Annotated in this window: 13 protein-coding genes; 4 read left to right on the top strand and 9 right to left on the bottom strand. The window is 58.2% G+C overall.

All coding sequences use genetic code 11. The features are described 5' to 3' along the window. Complete coding sequence (locus AABE10_RS32460; protein WP_342937196.1) at window positions 1-663, top strand: response regulator; 663 nt, start codon at window positions 1-3, stop codon at window positions 661-663. After that, complete coding sequence (locus AABE10_RS32455) at window positions 660-1,997, top strand: ATP-binding protein (protein ID WP_342937195.1); 1,338 nt, start codon at window positions 660-662, stop codon at window positions 1,995-1,997. The genes AABE10_RS32460 and AABE10_RS32455 overlap by 4 nt, the downstream gene beginning before the upstream one ends. A gap of 423 nt (window positions 1,998-2,420) precedes the next feature. Here AABE10_RS32455 and AABE10_RS32450 read toward each other — a convergent pair whose 3' ends face one another. Then, entirely contained in the window at window positions 2,421-2,852 is a 432-nt protein-coding gene (locus AABE10_RS32450) for a hypothetical protein (RefSeq protein WP_342937194.1), read from the bottom strand. 70 nt (window positions 2,853-2,922) lie between these two features. Beyond that, window positions 2,923-3,663, bottom strand: coding sequence for a hypothetical protein (locus AABE10_RS32445; RefSeq protein ID WP_342937253.1), 741 nt, complete (start codon window positions 3,661-3,663; stop codon window positions 2,923-2,925). 890 nt (window positions 3,664-4,553) lie between these two features. Between AABE10_RS32445 and AABE10_RS32440 the strand changes: the two genes are divergently transcribed. Next, on the top strand, window positions 4,554-4,934 hold the full coding sequence (locus AABE10_RS32440) for a hypothetical protein (protein ID WP_342937193.1): 381 nt from the start codon (window positions 4,554-4,556) through the stop codon (window positions 4,932-4,934). Window positions 4,935-5,530: 596 nt separating this feature from the next. Here the strand turns inward: AABE10_RS32440 and AABE10_RS32435 are convergent. From AABE10_RS32435 to speB, 5 genes are read right to left on the bottom strand one after another with little or no spacing between them, the layout of a single operon-like run. Beyond that, a complete protein-coding gene (locus AABE10_RS32435; protein ID WP_342937192.1) occupies window positions 5,531-6,388 on the bottom strand; it encodes an IclR family transcriptional regulator in 858 nt (285 codons plus the stop codon). A gap of 40 nt (window positions 6,389-6,428) precedes the next feature. After that, window positions 6,429-7,970: a long-chain-fatty-acid--CoA ligase gene (locus tag AABE10_RS32430; RefSeq protein ID WP_342937191.1), complete on the bottom strand. Its 1,542-nt coding sequence runs from the start codon at window positions 7,968-7,970 to the stop codon at window positions 6,429-6,431. Window position 7,971: 1 nt separating this feature from the next. Then, window positions 7,972-8,835 carry an enoyl-CoA hydratase/isomerase family protein gene (locus AABE10_RS32425; RefSeq protein ID WP_428983420.1) on the bottom strand — a complete coding sequence of 288 codons (864 nt, stop codon included), beginning with the start codon at window positions 8,833-8,835 and terminating at the stop codon, window positions 7,972-7,974. An 11-nt stretch (window positions 8,836-8,846) separates the two neighbouring features. Then, the gene (locus AABE10_RS32420) at window positions 8,847-10,244 is read right to left on the bottom strand and encodes an aspartate aminotransferase family protein (RefSeq protein WP_342937190.1); all 1,398 of its coding nucleotides are present in this window, start codon (window positions 10,242-10,244) and stop codon (window positions 8,847-8,849) included. Window positions 10,245-10,263: 19 nt separating this feature from the next. Beyond that, the gene (speB, locus tag AABE10_RS32415; RefSeq protein WP_342937189.1) at window positions 10,264-11,223 is read right to left on the bottom strand and encodes an agmatinase; all 960 of its coding nucleotides are present in this window, start codon (window positions 11,221-11,223) and stop codon (window positions 10,264-10,266) included. Window positions 11,224-11,397: 174 nt separating this feature from the next. Here speB and AABE10_RS32410 point away from each other — a divergent pair, with 174 nt between their 5' ends. Then, on the top strand, window positions 11,398-12,669 hold the full coding sequence (locus AABE10_RS32410) for a M20 family metallo-hydrolase (RefSeq protein ID WP_342937188.1): 1,272 nt from the start codon (window positions 11,398-11,400) through the stop codon (window positions 12,667-12,669). A gap of 63 nt (window positions 12,670-12,732) precedes the next feature. Here the strand turns inward: AABE10_RS32410 and ubiA are convergent, their stop codons facing one another. After that, window positions 12,733-13,590 (bottom strand): 4-hydroxybenzoate octaprenyltransferase, encoded by an 858-nt coding sequence (ubiA, locus tag AABE10_RS32405; RefSeq protein ID WP_342937187.1) that lies wholly within the window; start codon window positions 13,588-13,590, stop codon window positions 12,733-12,735. Window positions 13,591-13,663: 73 nt separating this feature from the next. Beyond that, a complete protein-coding gene (locus AABE10_RS32400; RefSeq protein ID WP_342937186.1) occupies window positions 13,664-14,782 on the bottom strand; it encodes an alcohol dehydrogenase family protein in 1,119 nt (372 codons plus the stop codon).

Raw genomic sequence — 14,782 nt, 5'->3', positions numbered from 1 at the left:
ATGCGCTTGCTGCTGGTGGAAGATGACGAGATGATTGGCGAGCCCGTCGCGGGCACGATGCGGCGCGCGGGCTATGCGATTGATTGGGCGCGCGATGGACGCGAGGTCGAACTGACGCTGGACCACGATGTCTACGACCTGGTTCTGCTCGACCTCGGCTTGCCGGAAGCGGATGGCATCAATGTACTCAACCGTTATCGCCGGCGAAGCGGCAATGCGCCTGTGATCATTCTCACGGCGCGCGATGCCGTTGAAAGCCGCATCGGCGGACTCGATGCGGGCGCGGACGACTACCTCGTCAAGCCTTTCGATCTCGACGAACTCGCTGCGCGTGTGCGTGCCTTGCTTCGTCGGCGCACGGGGCAGACCAGTCCCGTCTATTCGCATGGCGATCTGACATTGAATCCCGCCACTCATGAAGCGACGTTGAAAGGCGAACCGCTTGCTCTCGTGCCGCGCGAATTCAGCCTGCTGCAGGCGTTGATCGAAGGACCGACGCGCGTGTATACGCGCTCGGAACTCGAGGAGAAGCTGTATGGCTGGGGCGAGGAAGTTGGCAGCAATACGATCGAAGTGCACGTGCATAGCCTGCGTCGCAAGATCGGGGCAGAGCAAATCGTGACGGTGCGCGGCGTGGGCTATCGCCTGAAGAGGTGCGAATGACGTCGATCCGGCGCTGGCTGCTCGGCTGGCTGATCGCTGGCCTGGCTGTGGCAGCGTCGATCGCGGGTTTTGGCATCTTTCATACGGCACGTGAAGAGGCGAGCGAACTGTTCGACTACGAATTGCGTACGGTGGCGCTTTCTGTGCCCGCGAATATCAGCCGCGTCGATACGCTCACGCGGCGCACGCCGGATTTCGAAGGTCTGTCCGACGATCGCATTCTTATCGAGATCTGGGATCAGGCTGGCAGGGGCGTTTATAAATCGCTGGGCGGTATCGATCTTGCGCGCTTTCCCGAAGGCATTCGCACGATTGAACGCGATGAATATCACTGGCGCGTGTTGGGTGTTCAGGAGGGCGATCGTTTCGTACAGGTCGCTCAGCCCGTGTCCGTGCGCGAAGATCTGGCCTTGCGGCTGGCATTGCGTACGCTGTGGCCACTCGGTCTGTTCTTTCCCGCGATCATTCTGATTGTGCTTTGGGTGGTCAACCGGGGACTCGCGCCGCTTGGCAGCATTTCCCGCGCATTGTCGACACGCTCACTGGATTCGCTTGAACCGCTGCGGCTCGATGGCCGCATGCCCGTCGAAATGAAACCGCTCGTCGAGGCACTCAATGATCTGCTGCATCGGTTGAACATTGCTTCCGAAATGCAACGCACGTTTGTCGCCGATGCCGCGCATGAATTGCGCTCGCCGCTGGCCGCGCTGAAGCTGCAATTGCAGGCCGCCGAGCGCGATGGTTCACTGGTCGGCAGCAAGCCGGCGTTCGCGCGCATCGAAGGGCGTCTGAACCGGTTAATCCACCTCGTACACCAGTTGCTGGCGCTGGCACGTGAAGATGCGCCACGCAGCGCGAAATTCGAAGCCGTGAGTCTGCGCAGATTGTGCGAGCGTGCGGTGGGTGACTTCTCATTGCTCGCCGAGGCAAAGCAGATCGACCTGGGGCTTGAATGCAACGGCTCATCGACGAAAGCCGACGATGCCTACATGGTGCGCGCCGAGTCGCAGGGACTCGAAGTGCTGCTCAATAATCTGATCGACAATGCGATCCGTTACACCCCCCGGGGCGGGAAGGTGGATGTGATCCTGACGCGTAGCGGTAGTGAGGTCAGCATGAGCGTATCGGATAGCGGCCCCGGCATTCCGGCGGCGGACCGCGAGCGCGTTTTTGACCGGTTCTATCGCAGCACGGGCCACAAGGAACATGGCAGCGGCCTGGGTCTCGCCATCGCGCTGAAAATCGCTCAGCGTCATCACGCGACACTCTCCTTCGACAGCAACGACGACCGTCCAGGTCTGCGCGTCACGCTCTCCGGGTTGCGGACCGGGTAACTGTGGCCATCCTGTCACCATGCGAGCTGTTTCAGCGGCCACCCACGTGCGGCGTTCTTCGTCAGAAGGAGCGATGGATGCCGTTCACCGGCATCTATGCTTCACCACTCCCATCGATACAGTATGCGGCATCCTGATGCATTCGAGTCTGGCTGTCACGACGCAGGGCATCGCATTGGGACTCGCAGCAACCAGGTTCGCGTGCCGATTGAGGAGAACGTGCAAAGTCTACGGCAATCGACAGCACTGTTTGGGCAGCCGCAGCGTTGTTTTCATGGCGGAGATCGCGAAAACGATATTTGCTAACTTTCTGTCATGGCCCATGAGCTGGAGACCAATTCCCTGGTGCGAACCGGACCTTTGATGAAAACGCGCTCGCATCCCGCGACGAAAGCGCGTTTCACCTTTCGTATTGAAGCCTGCTCAACCTTTCCCACTCATCTGATCCATCATCGCGATCAGATCGGCGAGCGCTAACTTGCACCTGGCCTGTTCGGGCGACTTCTCGCGCAGCGCTTCGAGCGCGTTGTCGATGGCCTTGTCGAGCTTGTGCCAGTCGGCGGCGGCGCGCGGTTTGAGCGAAGGCTCAGCATCATCCCACGATGTTTCGAGTTCCTTGATCCGCTTTTTCGCGCCGGCCAGATCATTCGCGTCGACGAGCTTCGACGTGTCGGTCGCGATGGTTCGAAACTTCGACAGATCGCCGAGCTTCGATGGTGCAGTAGCGGCATGTGCCACCGAGATCGGCGACAGCGCAGCGAGACGTTGCGACATTGAAGCAATATGCGAGCCTTCGATCGTACAGGTTGCGAAAGCGGCAACTGCGAGTACAGGAACTACCATGCGCCGGTTCATAACCGATCCTCCGTATGAAGATGCAATAGCTTCGCCAGATCTGGCGGCGTGAACTGAAACCCGATGTGTGCTACGTGGCCTGACCCTGGCGCGTTCTGGCCGAAGCGTGAATGCCCACGAGCACGACGATGACGGCGAGGAATACCGCGCTGGTCATGACGGTGCCCATGCCGAGCCCGCCATAATCTCTCGACTGGGACAGCAGATCGCCAAGCGACGCGCCGAAGGGCCGCGTCAGAATGTAGGCGAACCAGAAGATCAGTACATGGTTCGCGCCGAGATACGCCGCGCAGCCCATAAGCAGGAGCAGGATGCCGAACACAACGACGCCGAGGCTAAAGCCGAGGCCGATCGCTTCTGTCGCGAGATCGCCGGCTGCCGTACCCAATGCAAACGTGACAAGAATCGCGGTCCAGTAGAACAGCTCGCGCTTGCTTGTTACGATCGCGTTAATGGAGAGCGTTCGTTCCTTCCGATACCAGATAGCGAAGACGCCGCAGAGCAGAATGGCAAACACCACGGTACTGAAGTACAGACTGACACCGAGACCGTCGGTCAGTACGTCGGTCAATTGCGTGCCCACGACGCTCACGAGCACCACAGTGAGCCAGTAGATCCATGACACATAAGCGCGTTTGCGCAATTGCGTGACCAGCGAAGCCGCAAGCAGCGACAACGTGATGGCAATCGTGGTGGTGGTGCCGAGCCCGACATGGACGGCAAGATAGTCGGCACCTGTTTCACCGACCGTCGTGGACAGGATCTTGATCGTCCAGAATGCGGCCGTAACTTCAGGCACCTTGTTTTGCATTGGTGTGACGTGCGCGTCAGGCATTCTCCCCACTCCTTTGTTCAAAGGCGTTGATTTACCGCGTTCGGCTTCATTGAGTCCAATATGAAGTCCGTTCTGTTGCGCCATACTATGACGGCGCGAACCTTATCGAATGCTTACGTTGAGTGTGCGTTTGATGCGTGGTCTGATTGACGTAGCGCGAAAGTCGTTGTTCGCCGATGCATGGTGCCCGACGTCCCGGCTATGGGCGGGCAATAAACATTCGATGTGTGTAAGGTGGTGTGAGCGTAATCCGCAACGCGAATGGTCGGGTATTCAGACAAGAGCCCGTCAAACATTAAGGTTGCCTTAACCGGATGGGGATTTCTGAAAAATATAGTTCTCAAGTGATCCGGTAAGTTTGCCGATAGACCTGCTGCCGAAATACGGCGTAACTTTTGGAGAGAACCATGTCAATCCAGGCAGTCGGCCAGAACTCGACCCAGTCTGTCACCACACCTCCATCACAATCTGCAGGGGGTACACCCTCAACCAGTAAGACGACGTCGACGTCTTCCCCTGCCTCGTATACCGTCAGTATCAGCGGCGCGGCGCGTGCGGCGTTGCTTGAAGCCACCGAGACGTCGGTTCAAACCGCGCAGGAAGCGAATCGCGGTGACCTTCAGGCAAAGCGGCTACTGGCAAAGGAACAGGCGTCAAAAGCGCTCTAGTCTGCGCCTGATCCGGACTGCGTCACAGCGCCATATTCGTTCGTAGTACCAGCGGAAGCGCTCGGGAAAGGTCCAGAGACTTCCGCAGCACCTTGACCCTGACCGGCCTCGTCCCATTGTTCGGCACGATGGCGCATTCTTCGTTTAGGCGCATGACGACGAACTGGATTGCGTTCGAGACATTGCCCGTGCCAGACGTTGAGCGCCAGCGCCTGTGCAAAGTTGTCGAATGGCGAAAGCTATCTCTCGCCACGCGAACAGGCTTTCTACGATCGCCTGCTACAGGATTTGCCTGATGTTCAGGATGACACTGCCGCGCAGAAGAAGATCGGGGGTGCATGCAGGGCGGCAGGGCAATCGGTTGATGCGGAAATTATCGAGCAACTTCTGCTTTGGCACGGCGGTCCTCGTAGCAATGCCCGAGTCATTCACGCTGTGGACAACGGCAACAGGCTCGTGCAGGAAGCCGGCGCGACAATGAGCGAAGCGCCGGAAAGCGTCGGCCGTGTGATGCTTTGGCGCGGTCTCCAAGTAGAACGGGCCCGCGGAAGGGAAAGACCGGGCCGTGGAATGTGGTAACCGCCGAGGTGTCGTTCGCGGTCGTCGCTGGAAGCGTGCGCTTCCACGCCATCTTCGTCGGACTTCGGTGTCGTCTCGCTTTCGTGTGTCGTCGCTGATGCCATCAACGAGTATGTCGATACGCAGTTCGCCGGCAATGACGCGGTCCATATCGGCAAGAATCATGGACACGATCGAATGTGTCGCTACTTGTCGCGGTCGTAATCTCGAACACCATAGATCAAGAAGGGGGTGACCTTGATGTGCGTGCAGTTTTCCGGTTAGTGCGCTATCGAGTACGTGCGGGTTTGCGACCTGCCCCGAATTAATTTGTTTGTGAAAACAGTAGATTGCTGTCTGGGCCACAATGTAGATAAGTTCTCGGCCCCTGTCGTCGGGAACTGAGCAAGCGAAATTGGCGAATGCAGGTTTGGCGGCGACAGTTCGCACGTTGCAGACCGAAACACGCCAGCCCCATGCACAAAGCGCAATTCGTCCGTCGCTTGTGCGAAAAAGAGGGCAGCGCGACGGGTAATCGCGCTGCCCTTAAACTCGCAAACCTACAAGGGAGACAACTGCTTAGGTCGGTCAGGCTGTTCAAAAACAAGGGGCAGGGGTCACGGTCGTGCAAGTAATCGAGACAGTCTTTGCGCCGTTGAAAGGAGGCAGGTCACTATATGGTCTTGTGGGAACGCCATCAACAGCCTCTCCTTCAAGCCAACGAGGCCAATCGCGTACAGAACACCCGCGCCCTCTATCTCAATCGGACAGCTTATCGAGAACACGCCTGCGTCATACTCGTCATCGTTGATCGCATATCCCGCAGCTTGCACTGCCCTGAGACTTGCCTTGACCTTTGCGGGATCGGTGACGGTGTTGGGCCTGAATTTCTCGTGATGGCCTGATACGAAACGGTTAACCAAATCTTCTGGTTGAAAGGCCACGAGCGCTTTTGCTGTCGAGGTTGCATGAACCGGGAAGTCAGCACCAGGGTAGACGAGGGTACGGGCGGGGTCCTCTGGCGGAACTATCACAACCAGTTCGATCTTTTCTCCTGTGATCTTCGCCAGATATCCGACTTCGCCAAAGCGGTTGGCCACGATCTGAATTTCGCGACGGGCGAGTGTTTTTGAGGATGTGCCTATCGCGCTGCAGCGAAAGAGGTCGAGTATGCGAGGGCCAATGAAATAGTTGGACCTACCTCGCTGACCAGCCACAAATCCTGCCTCGACCATGCCATTGAGCAGCCGGTGAGCCGATGGCATAGGCAACTGTGTCCTGGACGAGATCTCGGCGAGCGACAGGCCGGCCGATGAAGTCGAAATGGCTTCAAGAATGGCGGCGACTCTTTCCAGCCGGCCGGCCTTTTCACCCATTGTCTGCGTCGGCATACCCTGTCCACCCTGTTCGCTTGCCTCATTGTTGCGCTGTCTCGCGTGCATATCACGAGAAACGGTGACCTGAACGCTTACCATTGTCCGGCTCCGATAGAGTCGGACAATGGCGACTCTTCATTCACGAGCCGGCGTTTCGGAGTTCCCGCTTGAGCACTTTGCCCGTGGCGTTCTTTGGCAACTCCTCAATGAACTGCACGACCGACGGTTTTTTATAAGAGGCCATGTATGCCTTGCAATGCTCGATAACGTCAGCAGCGTCGAGGCGATGACCAGAACGCAATACGACGACCGCCTTGACGAGTTCTCCCCACACTTCATCGGGCACACCAACCACGGCGACTTCTGCCACCGCAGGGTGGGAGCAGATAACCTCTTCGACTTCGCGTGGATAAATGTTCGAGCCACCAGAGATGATGAGATCCTTTTTGCGGTCGGTCAGAAAAAGGTATCCCTCGTTGTCCAGGTAGCCGACGTCGCCGGTGTGTAGCCAGCCGTTGCGCAGCGTCTCGGCCGTCGCCTCGGGACGATTCCAGTAGCCTTTCATGACGAGGTCGCTTCGCACGCAGACTTCTCCAAACTCGCCAACGCCCACTTCCGTGTCGTTGTCATCCAGAATCGCGATGCGCACACCGGGCATCTCACGGCCACACGAAGCAAGTCGTTTGATCTTTGCCTCGTCGTCGCCGACCAAATGCGCCGCCTTCGGCAGTGATGCGACGGTCATGGGGGCCTCGCCCTGTCCATAAATCTGGACGAAGACATTCCCGAAGACGTCGAGTGACTTCTGGAGCTGATTGACGTACATCGGGCCGCCCCCATAGATGACGTTCTTCAGCGACGACAGATCATATCCGGTGTGCGAGTCGGACTGAAGCAACATCGTGATCATCGTCGGTGCCATAAACGTCGAAGTCACGCGGTACTTCTCAATGGCCTCGAATACTTTCTCCGCCTTGAAGCTTTTCGATAACGGGAATGCATTGGCTGCCCCGACCGCCAGGTGCGGCATCATGCAACTAGCAGTTCCATGTGATATCGGCGCGACGTGAAACATGACATCACTGGAAGCGACGTCCGGAACGACCCCTAACAAGAACTGCTGACACATCGTAACGAGATTCCGATGCGTTTCCATCGCACCCTTCGGCTTTCCGGTCGTCCCCGACGTATAGAAAAGCCAGGCGATATCATCGTGGTCGATGACGACGCTGGGCGGCGTGGTGGGAAACTGGAGAAGGAAATCCTCATAGTCGGTGTCCGCGCTCCGATGCTCGGCACCGATGCATACCCAGAGCTTGACCTCGGGTACCAAAGGCTTTAGCTCGGCAACGTGAGCAGCGAAGTCTTCACTGTAGAAGACGACCTGAGCGCCGGAGTCAGAAATGAGAAACGCATACTCCTGTACATGAAGCCGGGGATTCATGGGGACAGCCGCGCATCCGGCAGACATTGCGGCCAGGAACGCCTCGAGTCCCTCAAAGCGGTTCGCGCACAGGATCGCCACGCGTGCGCCTTTCCCTGCGCTTGCGAGTAGCGCGTTGGATACCCGATTGATCCGGCTCGCGCCGTCCTTGTAGGTGATCCTACGGTCTTCGGAAATCCACAAGATGTTGTTCGGCGTGCGCAGCGCAGACCGCTGAACCCAATGACCCGCGTGCATATCATTCTCCCGACTTCAAGATGCGATTCTTGCTTCCCCAACCGGCTTCCTGATATGTACCTCGCTCGGAAGACGGGAATCTCGCGCCGCGCTTTTCCTTGACCGACTGCATGCCTTCCCGGGCGTCCTCGTCAACGAAGTTCAGCATTTCCATGGCGACCGACAGGTCAAAGATCGGAGCGACGGGCTTGTACCAGTGATTCAGAGCCCGTTTTGTCCAGCGAATAGACAGTTGACTGCCCTTGCTTAACGTATCTGCGACGGCCAAGGCGCGGTCCAGCAGTTGTGCGTGCGGAACACACAGACTGACTAGGCCGATCCTTTCGGCTTCGGGACCATCAATGAAATCGGCCAGCAGCAGATGATATTTGGCCTTCGCCATGCCGCACATTAACGGCCACAGCATCACTGCGTGGTCACCCGACGCCACACCCAGACGCGTATGTCCGTCGCTCAGCCTCGCCTGGTCGGAGATGATGCTGATGTCGGCTGTCAGCGCAGCTGCCAGGCCAGCACCCACGGCAACGCCGTTAATCGCGGAAATGATGGGCTTCTCAAGATTCATCATGTTGTTCACGATGTCCAGCGCTTCCTGACCGGTACGAAGCACGCCCCAATAATCTTCCAGGTTCCGTTTGACCATGTCGAGGTCGCCTCCCGCACAGAAGGCTTTACCCGCTCCGGTGATTACGATCGCGCGCGTCTCCGGGTCGTCACCGATCGTCAGCCAGACCTTGCTCAATTCCCAGTGCAGTCGCTCATCGGTGGCGTTGTATTTCTCCGGCCGATTAATTGTGACCAGAAGAACACCCGGCGACGGTCGGTCAAATTTCAGGTGCTGATATTCGCTGTAAGCGATTGACATTCTCCGTCTCCCTATAAGGCACCGGCGCGGTGCAGTTCGTCCGTGAACTCGGCCAACGTAAGTTCCAGTCGCGCCATCATGTCGTCCACCTGCGCGACCGTCATAGTGAGTGGCGGGGCAGTCATGAACCACTCTCCAAAGCGGCCGCCGCTGGTGCGGCGCGCGTAGATCAAAAGGCCGTGCTTCATGCCAATCTGACGAACGCGGTCAGCAGCCATCATCTCGGGCGGCAGCATCTCGCGGGTTTCCTTGTTCTTCACCATTTCCACGGCGGTCAGCATGCCTTTGCCACGCACATCGCCGATGATCGGCGAGCTCTCCTTCAGCGCCAGCAGACGCTCCAACAGATAGCCGCCGACGCGGGCTGCATTACCTATGATGTCGTGCTCAACGGTCTCGTCGAGAACCGCGCATGCACCCGCACAGGTAATGGGGTTGGCGTTGTATGTGTGGGCCAGATTGAACCCGGTGAGTCCTGCCAGTTCATCCACGAGCGTCGCGGGCGCCAGAACTGCGCCAAGCGGGGTATATCCGGACGCTAGTCCTTTGGCGAGAACGACAAGGTCTGGCTTTGCCTGCGGCCAATGACTATTGGCGAGGAATTTTCCGGTTCTGCCCGCGCCGCACATCACCTCGTCAAAGATGAGAAAGACGCCATACTCGGTGCAGACACGCCGGATTTCAGTGAAATACTCAGGTGGAGGAACATTCGCGCCCGTCGACAAGCCTCCAATCGGCTCGAAGATAAAGCACAGGGTATTCTCTGGGCCAAGACGGAGGATGGCGTCTTCGAGCGCTTGCGCGCACTGCATTGCATACTGGACTACGCCCATGCCGTCGGGGCGCCGGTATGTGAACGGCGTCGGGATTTTCTCGGAGAACTGAACCATGTCCCGGTAGATGGGGGCGAAGTCCAGGTCGCCAGTTACAGCAATGGTGCCAAGCGTGCCACCGTGGTACGACGGCATGCACGAGATCACGCGTGTCTTTTTGTGCATGCCTTTTGCAAAGGCGTACTGACGACAGAACTTGATGGCCATTTCGTTAGCCTCAGAGCCGCCAGATGTGAAGTGGCACCGTTCGAAACCAGGCCCCGCGAGTACAGCTACCTTGCGAGAAAGCTCTGCGTTCGGTTCGTGACGGGATACGCGCACGTAGCTGAAGGACAGCTTCTTCCCTTGTTCGTACATCGCCCGCAACACCCGCTCGTTACCCTGGCCTATGTTGCTTACAATCGCGCCGGATGAAACGTCGATAAAGCGGTCGCCAGCGTCGTTCCAAAGATAGATTCCTTCACCCCGAACGATCGTAGGCAAATCCTTCGTGTTTTTACGGCTGTAGAACAGGTCTTGAGGGCCGCCGACAGGGAACTCCGACAGAGCACCATCGCGGTTAAAAGTTTGCGCCATGATTTTCGACCCGGGTCAGTTAGCGTTTTGCGTTCGACTTGGCGTGTGCGGTCACACACAGGATCTCGAACATCAGATTGGCCGCATTGAGCGCCGTGTGACCGGATGGGTCCAAAAGGGGAGCGACTTCGCATACGTCACCGCCGATAACGTCCAGGCCAAGCGCGCTACGAATGATGACCTGACAGTCGCGCATCGAAAGTCCGCCCGGTTCAGGAGCGCCCGTACCAATCGCATAGACGGGGTCCAGCCCGTCAATATCGAATGTGATGTACACCGGGCCGCCCGCCACCGTCTCAAGCATCTTGCTGATGACCGCGGCGCGTCCCATCTCCTCATAGTCGTCCATGGTGACGACCGCCATCCCGGCGTCGTAGGCGTACTGGATGTCGCCTTCGCTGAAGCGGGTGCCACGAAGCCCGATCTGGATGACGCGTTCCGGGTCGATGATGCCGTCCTCCACACCGCGGCGGAATACCGTGCCGTGGTTGATTCGGCTCCCGTACAGCTCGTCGAGGGTGTCGGAATGCGCATCGAAATGGATGACGCCCAACTTCTGCCCCTTCGGCGCCAGTCCACGCAGAATCGGATAGGTCACCGTATGGTCGCCGCCGCAGGAGATCGCGGCGATGCCGCGATCGCGAAGGCGCGCGTAGTACGCCGTAATCGCGTCGAGGGTTTGTGCATTGTCGAGCGGATTAACCGGCGCATCCCCGATGTCGACGACCCGCTGCAGTTCGAACGGGCAAATTCCGCTTTGCGGATTGATCTTCCGGATGAGCCGTGACATTTCCCTCACTTGCGCAGGGCCCTGCCGGGCACCGTTCCTGTTGGTGCACCCGAGATCGTACGGAACGCCGACGAGCGCGATGTCCACATTCTCAAGCTCGCGTGTATAAGGCGCACGCATGAAAGTCGCAGGCTCGGCGAAACGGGGAATGATTCCGGAGTCAAGAAATTGGTCAGCAGTCGAGTTCATCGCGTCTCCTATGGGGGTGGGGCCGTTGCAAGATTTCACTTTGTTGTCTAAACTTCCGTTAAATGAAATCTAGCAAGGATTTTTGGAAATTGCTAGTGGCAAAGAGAAATCTTCGGGCGGTTTCCGCAAATGCTGCTCTGGACGGGCAATCACTTCTCTCATCAGGTGTCGCAGATGAAACTCAACTTCACAGACCTTCTTACTGACCATGTGTCGCAAGAACGACTTGCGGGCCTGGTTTCGGCTCTTGCCGAGATTGGCAAATCGGACGGGGGCGGTGTCAATCGGCAGGCACTGACATCGTCGGACGTAGCCGCCCGCAAATTGCTGTCGGAAGTTGCAGCCAGGTTCAGATGCGAGGTCTATCGGGATGAGGCAGCCAATGTTTTCTTTCGACGCGCCGGAACGACGGACGGCCCTCCGGTAGTGACGGGGAGCCACATCGATTCACAACCCACTGGCGGAAAGTTCGACGGAGCGTACGGCGTATGCGCCGGACTGGAAATGATCGCCGCACTGAACGATGCGGGCGTTGTTACCGAGCTGCCGCTCGAAGTGGCAATCTGGACAAACGAAGAGGGTTGCCGGTTCGCTCCAGGTTCAATGGGATCTGCGGCGTTCGTAAGGCCCGAACTGCTAGCCACTTTTCGCGAAAGTTCGGATTCGACGGGCGTGCGGTTCGCCGAAGCGTTAGACGATGCAGCGGCGGCGCTCCAGTTCATCCCACTGGTGCCGCTGAAACGCCCGTTTTCCGCGTTCGTAGAGGTGCATATCGAGCAAGGTCCGGTGCTTGAGCGCGAGGGGAAAACACTTGGTGTTGTCAGTGGAATTCAGGGAGTTCGCTGGTTCAGGATTTCAGTCCGAGGGCAGACTTCCCACGCAGGCACAACGCCCAGAGAGTTCCGGAAAGATGCAGTCCTTGTCGCGACCGAGCTGGTACAGCGGGCATACGCTGCGGCCAACGACAGTGACGCTGATTTGCGCTTGACTGTCGGACGCTTCGAAGTCTCGCCTGGTGCAACGAACACGATCGCAGACGAAGTTAGTTTCACAATTGACCTACGACACCCGTCCGATGATGTCCTGGATGACTTCGAGGCCAGGTTTCGTTCCTGGACGCGACGACAGTCCGCCTGCACGATTTCGCTCGAAGAGCTGATGCGACATAAGCCGACACCGTTCTCGGAGACCGTCAGGGCGACCCTCGCTGAAGCAGCTGAGCAATGCGGAGAACCGTGGCGAGAACTTCTCTCGGGCGCCTTTCACGATTCAATGTACCTGGCGGAACACTGTCCAACAGGTATGCTGTTCATTCCGAGCAAGGATGGGCTGAGCCACCACCCTGCAGAGCTGTCAGCTGCCCATGAATTGGCCTGGGGGGCCAAGGCGCTGACGTTAACGATGTATAGGCTCGCAAATCCGTCACTCGAACGGTCGGCCCCATAAGCGGGCTGGCTGTACGCGACGCGTCCCCAGAGTAAGGCACTTCGTGGGCGCGTCCCGAACGGTTCAGGTCAGAGCCACTGCGAGGCCTGTCAACATGCAGAGGCCCGCACGGTGAGCGCGATTGAACGCCTGAAAGCACAGCGCCGGATCGCGGGATCTTATTTTGAAGTATTGGTCCACGACGCACACAAGCGCCCCTGCCCAACCAAGCCAGAATGCGGTGGTCCATTTCGAAGCGATAGCCAGTGCGGCGAATATGCCCAGATATGCGGCAAAGCAGAAGCCGGAGGCTAAGACCTCATACCGACCAAAGGTAATCGCGCTGCTCTTGACGCCTATCAGAAGGTCATCCTCCCGATCGACCATCGCGTAGGCAGTATCGTAACCGATGACCCAGAACAGGTTAGCGGCGCACAGCCACCACGCGACGGCAGGGACGAAATCCAGGACGGCCGCGAAAGCCATCGGGATTCCAAAACTGAACGCCAAGCCCAACACCACCTGGGGCACGCCAAAGATGCGCTTGCCAAAGGGGTAGCAAAGGGCGATCGCAGACGCACCGAGAGCGTACAAGCCAGTCAATGCGTTCAAGGGAAGCAATAGAAGGGCAGCGAGCACCAGCAACAAAGCAAGAAAGCGCCGCGCCTGCTTGCGCGATATCGCGCCGGATGCAAGCGGGCGCTGCTTCGTCCGCGTGACGTGAGTGTCATAGCGCTCGTCGGCAAGATCGTTCGCGACACATCCCGCGGAACGCATCAGGAAGCTTCCCAGGATAAATGTAACCAGCAGATGAAGCGGTGGATGCCCGCTCGCGGCAATCAAGAGGGCGCCCAAAGTCGGCCATAGCAGGAGCAAGGTCCCGACCGGCTTCTCAACGCGGGCCAAACGAAGGTACGGACCCGTCCAGTCAAAGAAGTGCATGTGTCTGGATGTCTGTGGAATTGAAAACGGCCCCATCAGCGGGGCCGGCGCTTCGAGAGGATAAAAGCAGCGCTTACGCAGAGGCGTTCACGTCAATGACAATTTTCCCAACGTGAGACTTTTTCATGAACTCGGCTTGCGCGTCACGTAACTGCGCAAGCGGGAAAGTCTTATCCACCATCGCCTTGATTTCTCCACTTTCAATGTACTGCACAAGGTTCCCCGTCGTATTGGCCACCGGATTTGCGATGCCGTACATTTCAAGGTCTTTATAAATCAGGTCACGCAAATCTACCTCGGAAATCGGGCCTGCAATCGCGCCACCTGTCGTGTATCGACCGCCGCGCTTAAGCACACGCAACAGCCCCGTGATGGAGTCTCCACCGACCACGTCCGCAACAACATCGACGCCACGAGGCCCCACCAGCTTCTCAACCTCTGCCACCAGGTTAGGGGTTTCGCGTGGGATGAAATGGTCCGCACCCAGTTCCAGAAGTTTGCTTCGCTTGCCTTGCCCCGCAATTGCAATCACCACACAGCCACGGCGCTTTGCCAGCTGCACATTCGCGCTTCCCACCCCGCCCGCTGCCCCCGTGATGACGACGACTTCACCAGCTTTCAGGCGAGCCCGCTCAAGCATCTCCTCGGCCGTCGTGAAGGCGCAAGGGAAGGTCGCCAGCTCGACATACGGGATGTCGGCATTCACCGTGAAGGCATTCTCGACCGGAACCGCGGCATACTCCGCATAGCCCCCGTCGCATTCACTGCCAACGAAACGGATACCTTCTTCGCGCAACGGTGCCGACGGGTCGCGAATTACGGGATCGACCATCACGCGGTCGCCGATTCGCTGCACATCGACTCCCTCGCCAACCTCGACGATGCGGCCCGCGATTGCGGCACCCTGGATTCGGGGAAACGCTAGACTCGAGCGGTCCCAGTTACCCAGATCGGCAGTATCCGGGTCAATGCCCTTGCTGCCAATTTCTTCCGTCATGCCTGAGCGGACATTTGGGCTATACCAGCCGGTGCGGGTATTCAAGTCAGTGTTATTGACACCGCACGCCCCGACACGAATCAGGACCTCACCTTTTCCAGGTCGAGGCGTTGGGATATCTTCGTGGTACTCGAGCTTGTCAAGTCCGCCGTGGCCCATAAGCACTACGGCGCGCATTGTTCGGGGAATATTCAT

Source organism: Paraburkholderia diazotrophica, assembly GCF_038900755.1.
GTDB lineage: Bacteria > Pseudomonadota > Gammaproteobacteria > Burkholderiales > Burkholderiaceae > Paraburkholderia > Paraburkholderia diazotrophica_A.
Note: the sequence above shows the minus strand (reverse complement) of the source record. Positions and strands in the feature narration are given on the sequence as shown.

Excerpts from the sequence above, each read along its gene's own strand:
- AABE10_RS32460 (WP_342937196.1), top strand. The coding sequence starts at position 1 with ATGCGCTTGCTGCTGGTGGAAGATGACGAGATGATTGGCGAGCCCGTC.
- AABE10_RS32455 (WP_342937195.1), top strand. The coding sequence starts at position 660 with ATGACGTCGATCCGGCGCTGGCTGCTCGGCTGGCTGATCGCTGGCCTG.
- AABE10_RS32450 (WP_342937194.1), bottom strand. The coding sequence starts at position 2,852 with ATGAACCGGCGCATGGTAGTTCCTGTACTCGCAGTTGCCGCTTTCGCA.
- AABE10_RS32445 (WP_342937253.1), bottom strand. The coding sequence starts at position 3,663 with ATGCAAAACAAGGTGCCTGAAGTTACGGCCGCATTCTGGACGATCAAG.
- AABE10_RS32435 (WP_342937192.1), bottom strand. The coding sequence starts at position 6,388 with ATGGTAAGCGTTCAGGTCACCGTTTCTCGTGATATGCACGCGAGACAG.
- AABE10_RS32430 (WP_342937191.1), bottom strand. The coding sequence starts at position 7,970 with ATGCACGCGGGTCATTGGGTTCAGCGGTCTGCGCTGCGCACGCCGAAC.
- AABE10_RS32425 (WP_428983420.1), bottom strand. The coding sequence starts at position 8,835 with ATGTCAATCGCTTACAGCGAATATCAGCACCTGAAATTTGACCGACCG.
- AABE10_RS32420 (WP_342937190.1), bottom strand. The coding sequence starts at position 10,244 with ATGGCGCAAACTTTTAACCGCGATGGTGCTCTGTCGGAGTTCCCTGTC.
- speB (WP_342937189.1), bottom strand. The coding sequence starts at position 11,223 with ATGAACTCGACTGCTGACCAATTTCTTGACTCCGGAATCATTCCCCGT.
- AABE10_RS32410 (WP_342937188.1), top strand. The coding sequence starts at position 11,398 with ATGAAACTCAACTTCACAGACCTTCTTACTGACCATGTGTCGCAAGAA.
- ubiA (WP_342937187.1), bottom strand. The coding sequence starts at position 13,590 with ATGCACTTCTTTGACTGGACGGGTCCGTACCTTCGTTTGGCCCGCGTT.
- AABE10_RS32400 (WP_342937186.1), bottom strand. The coding sequence starts at position 14,782 with ATGAATATTCCCCGAACAATGCGCGCCGTAGTGCTTATGGGCCACGGC.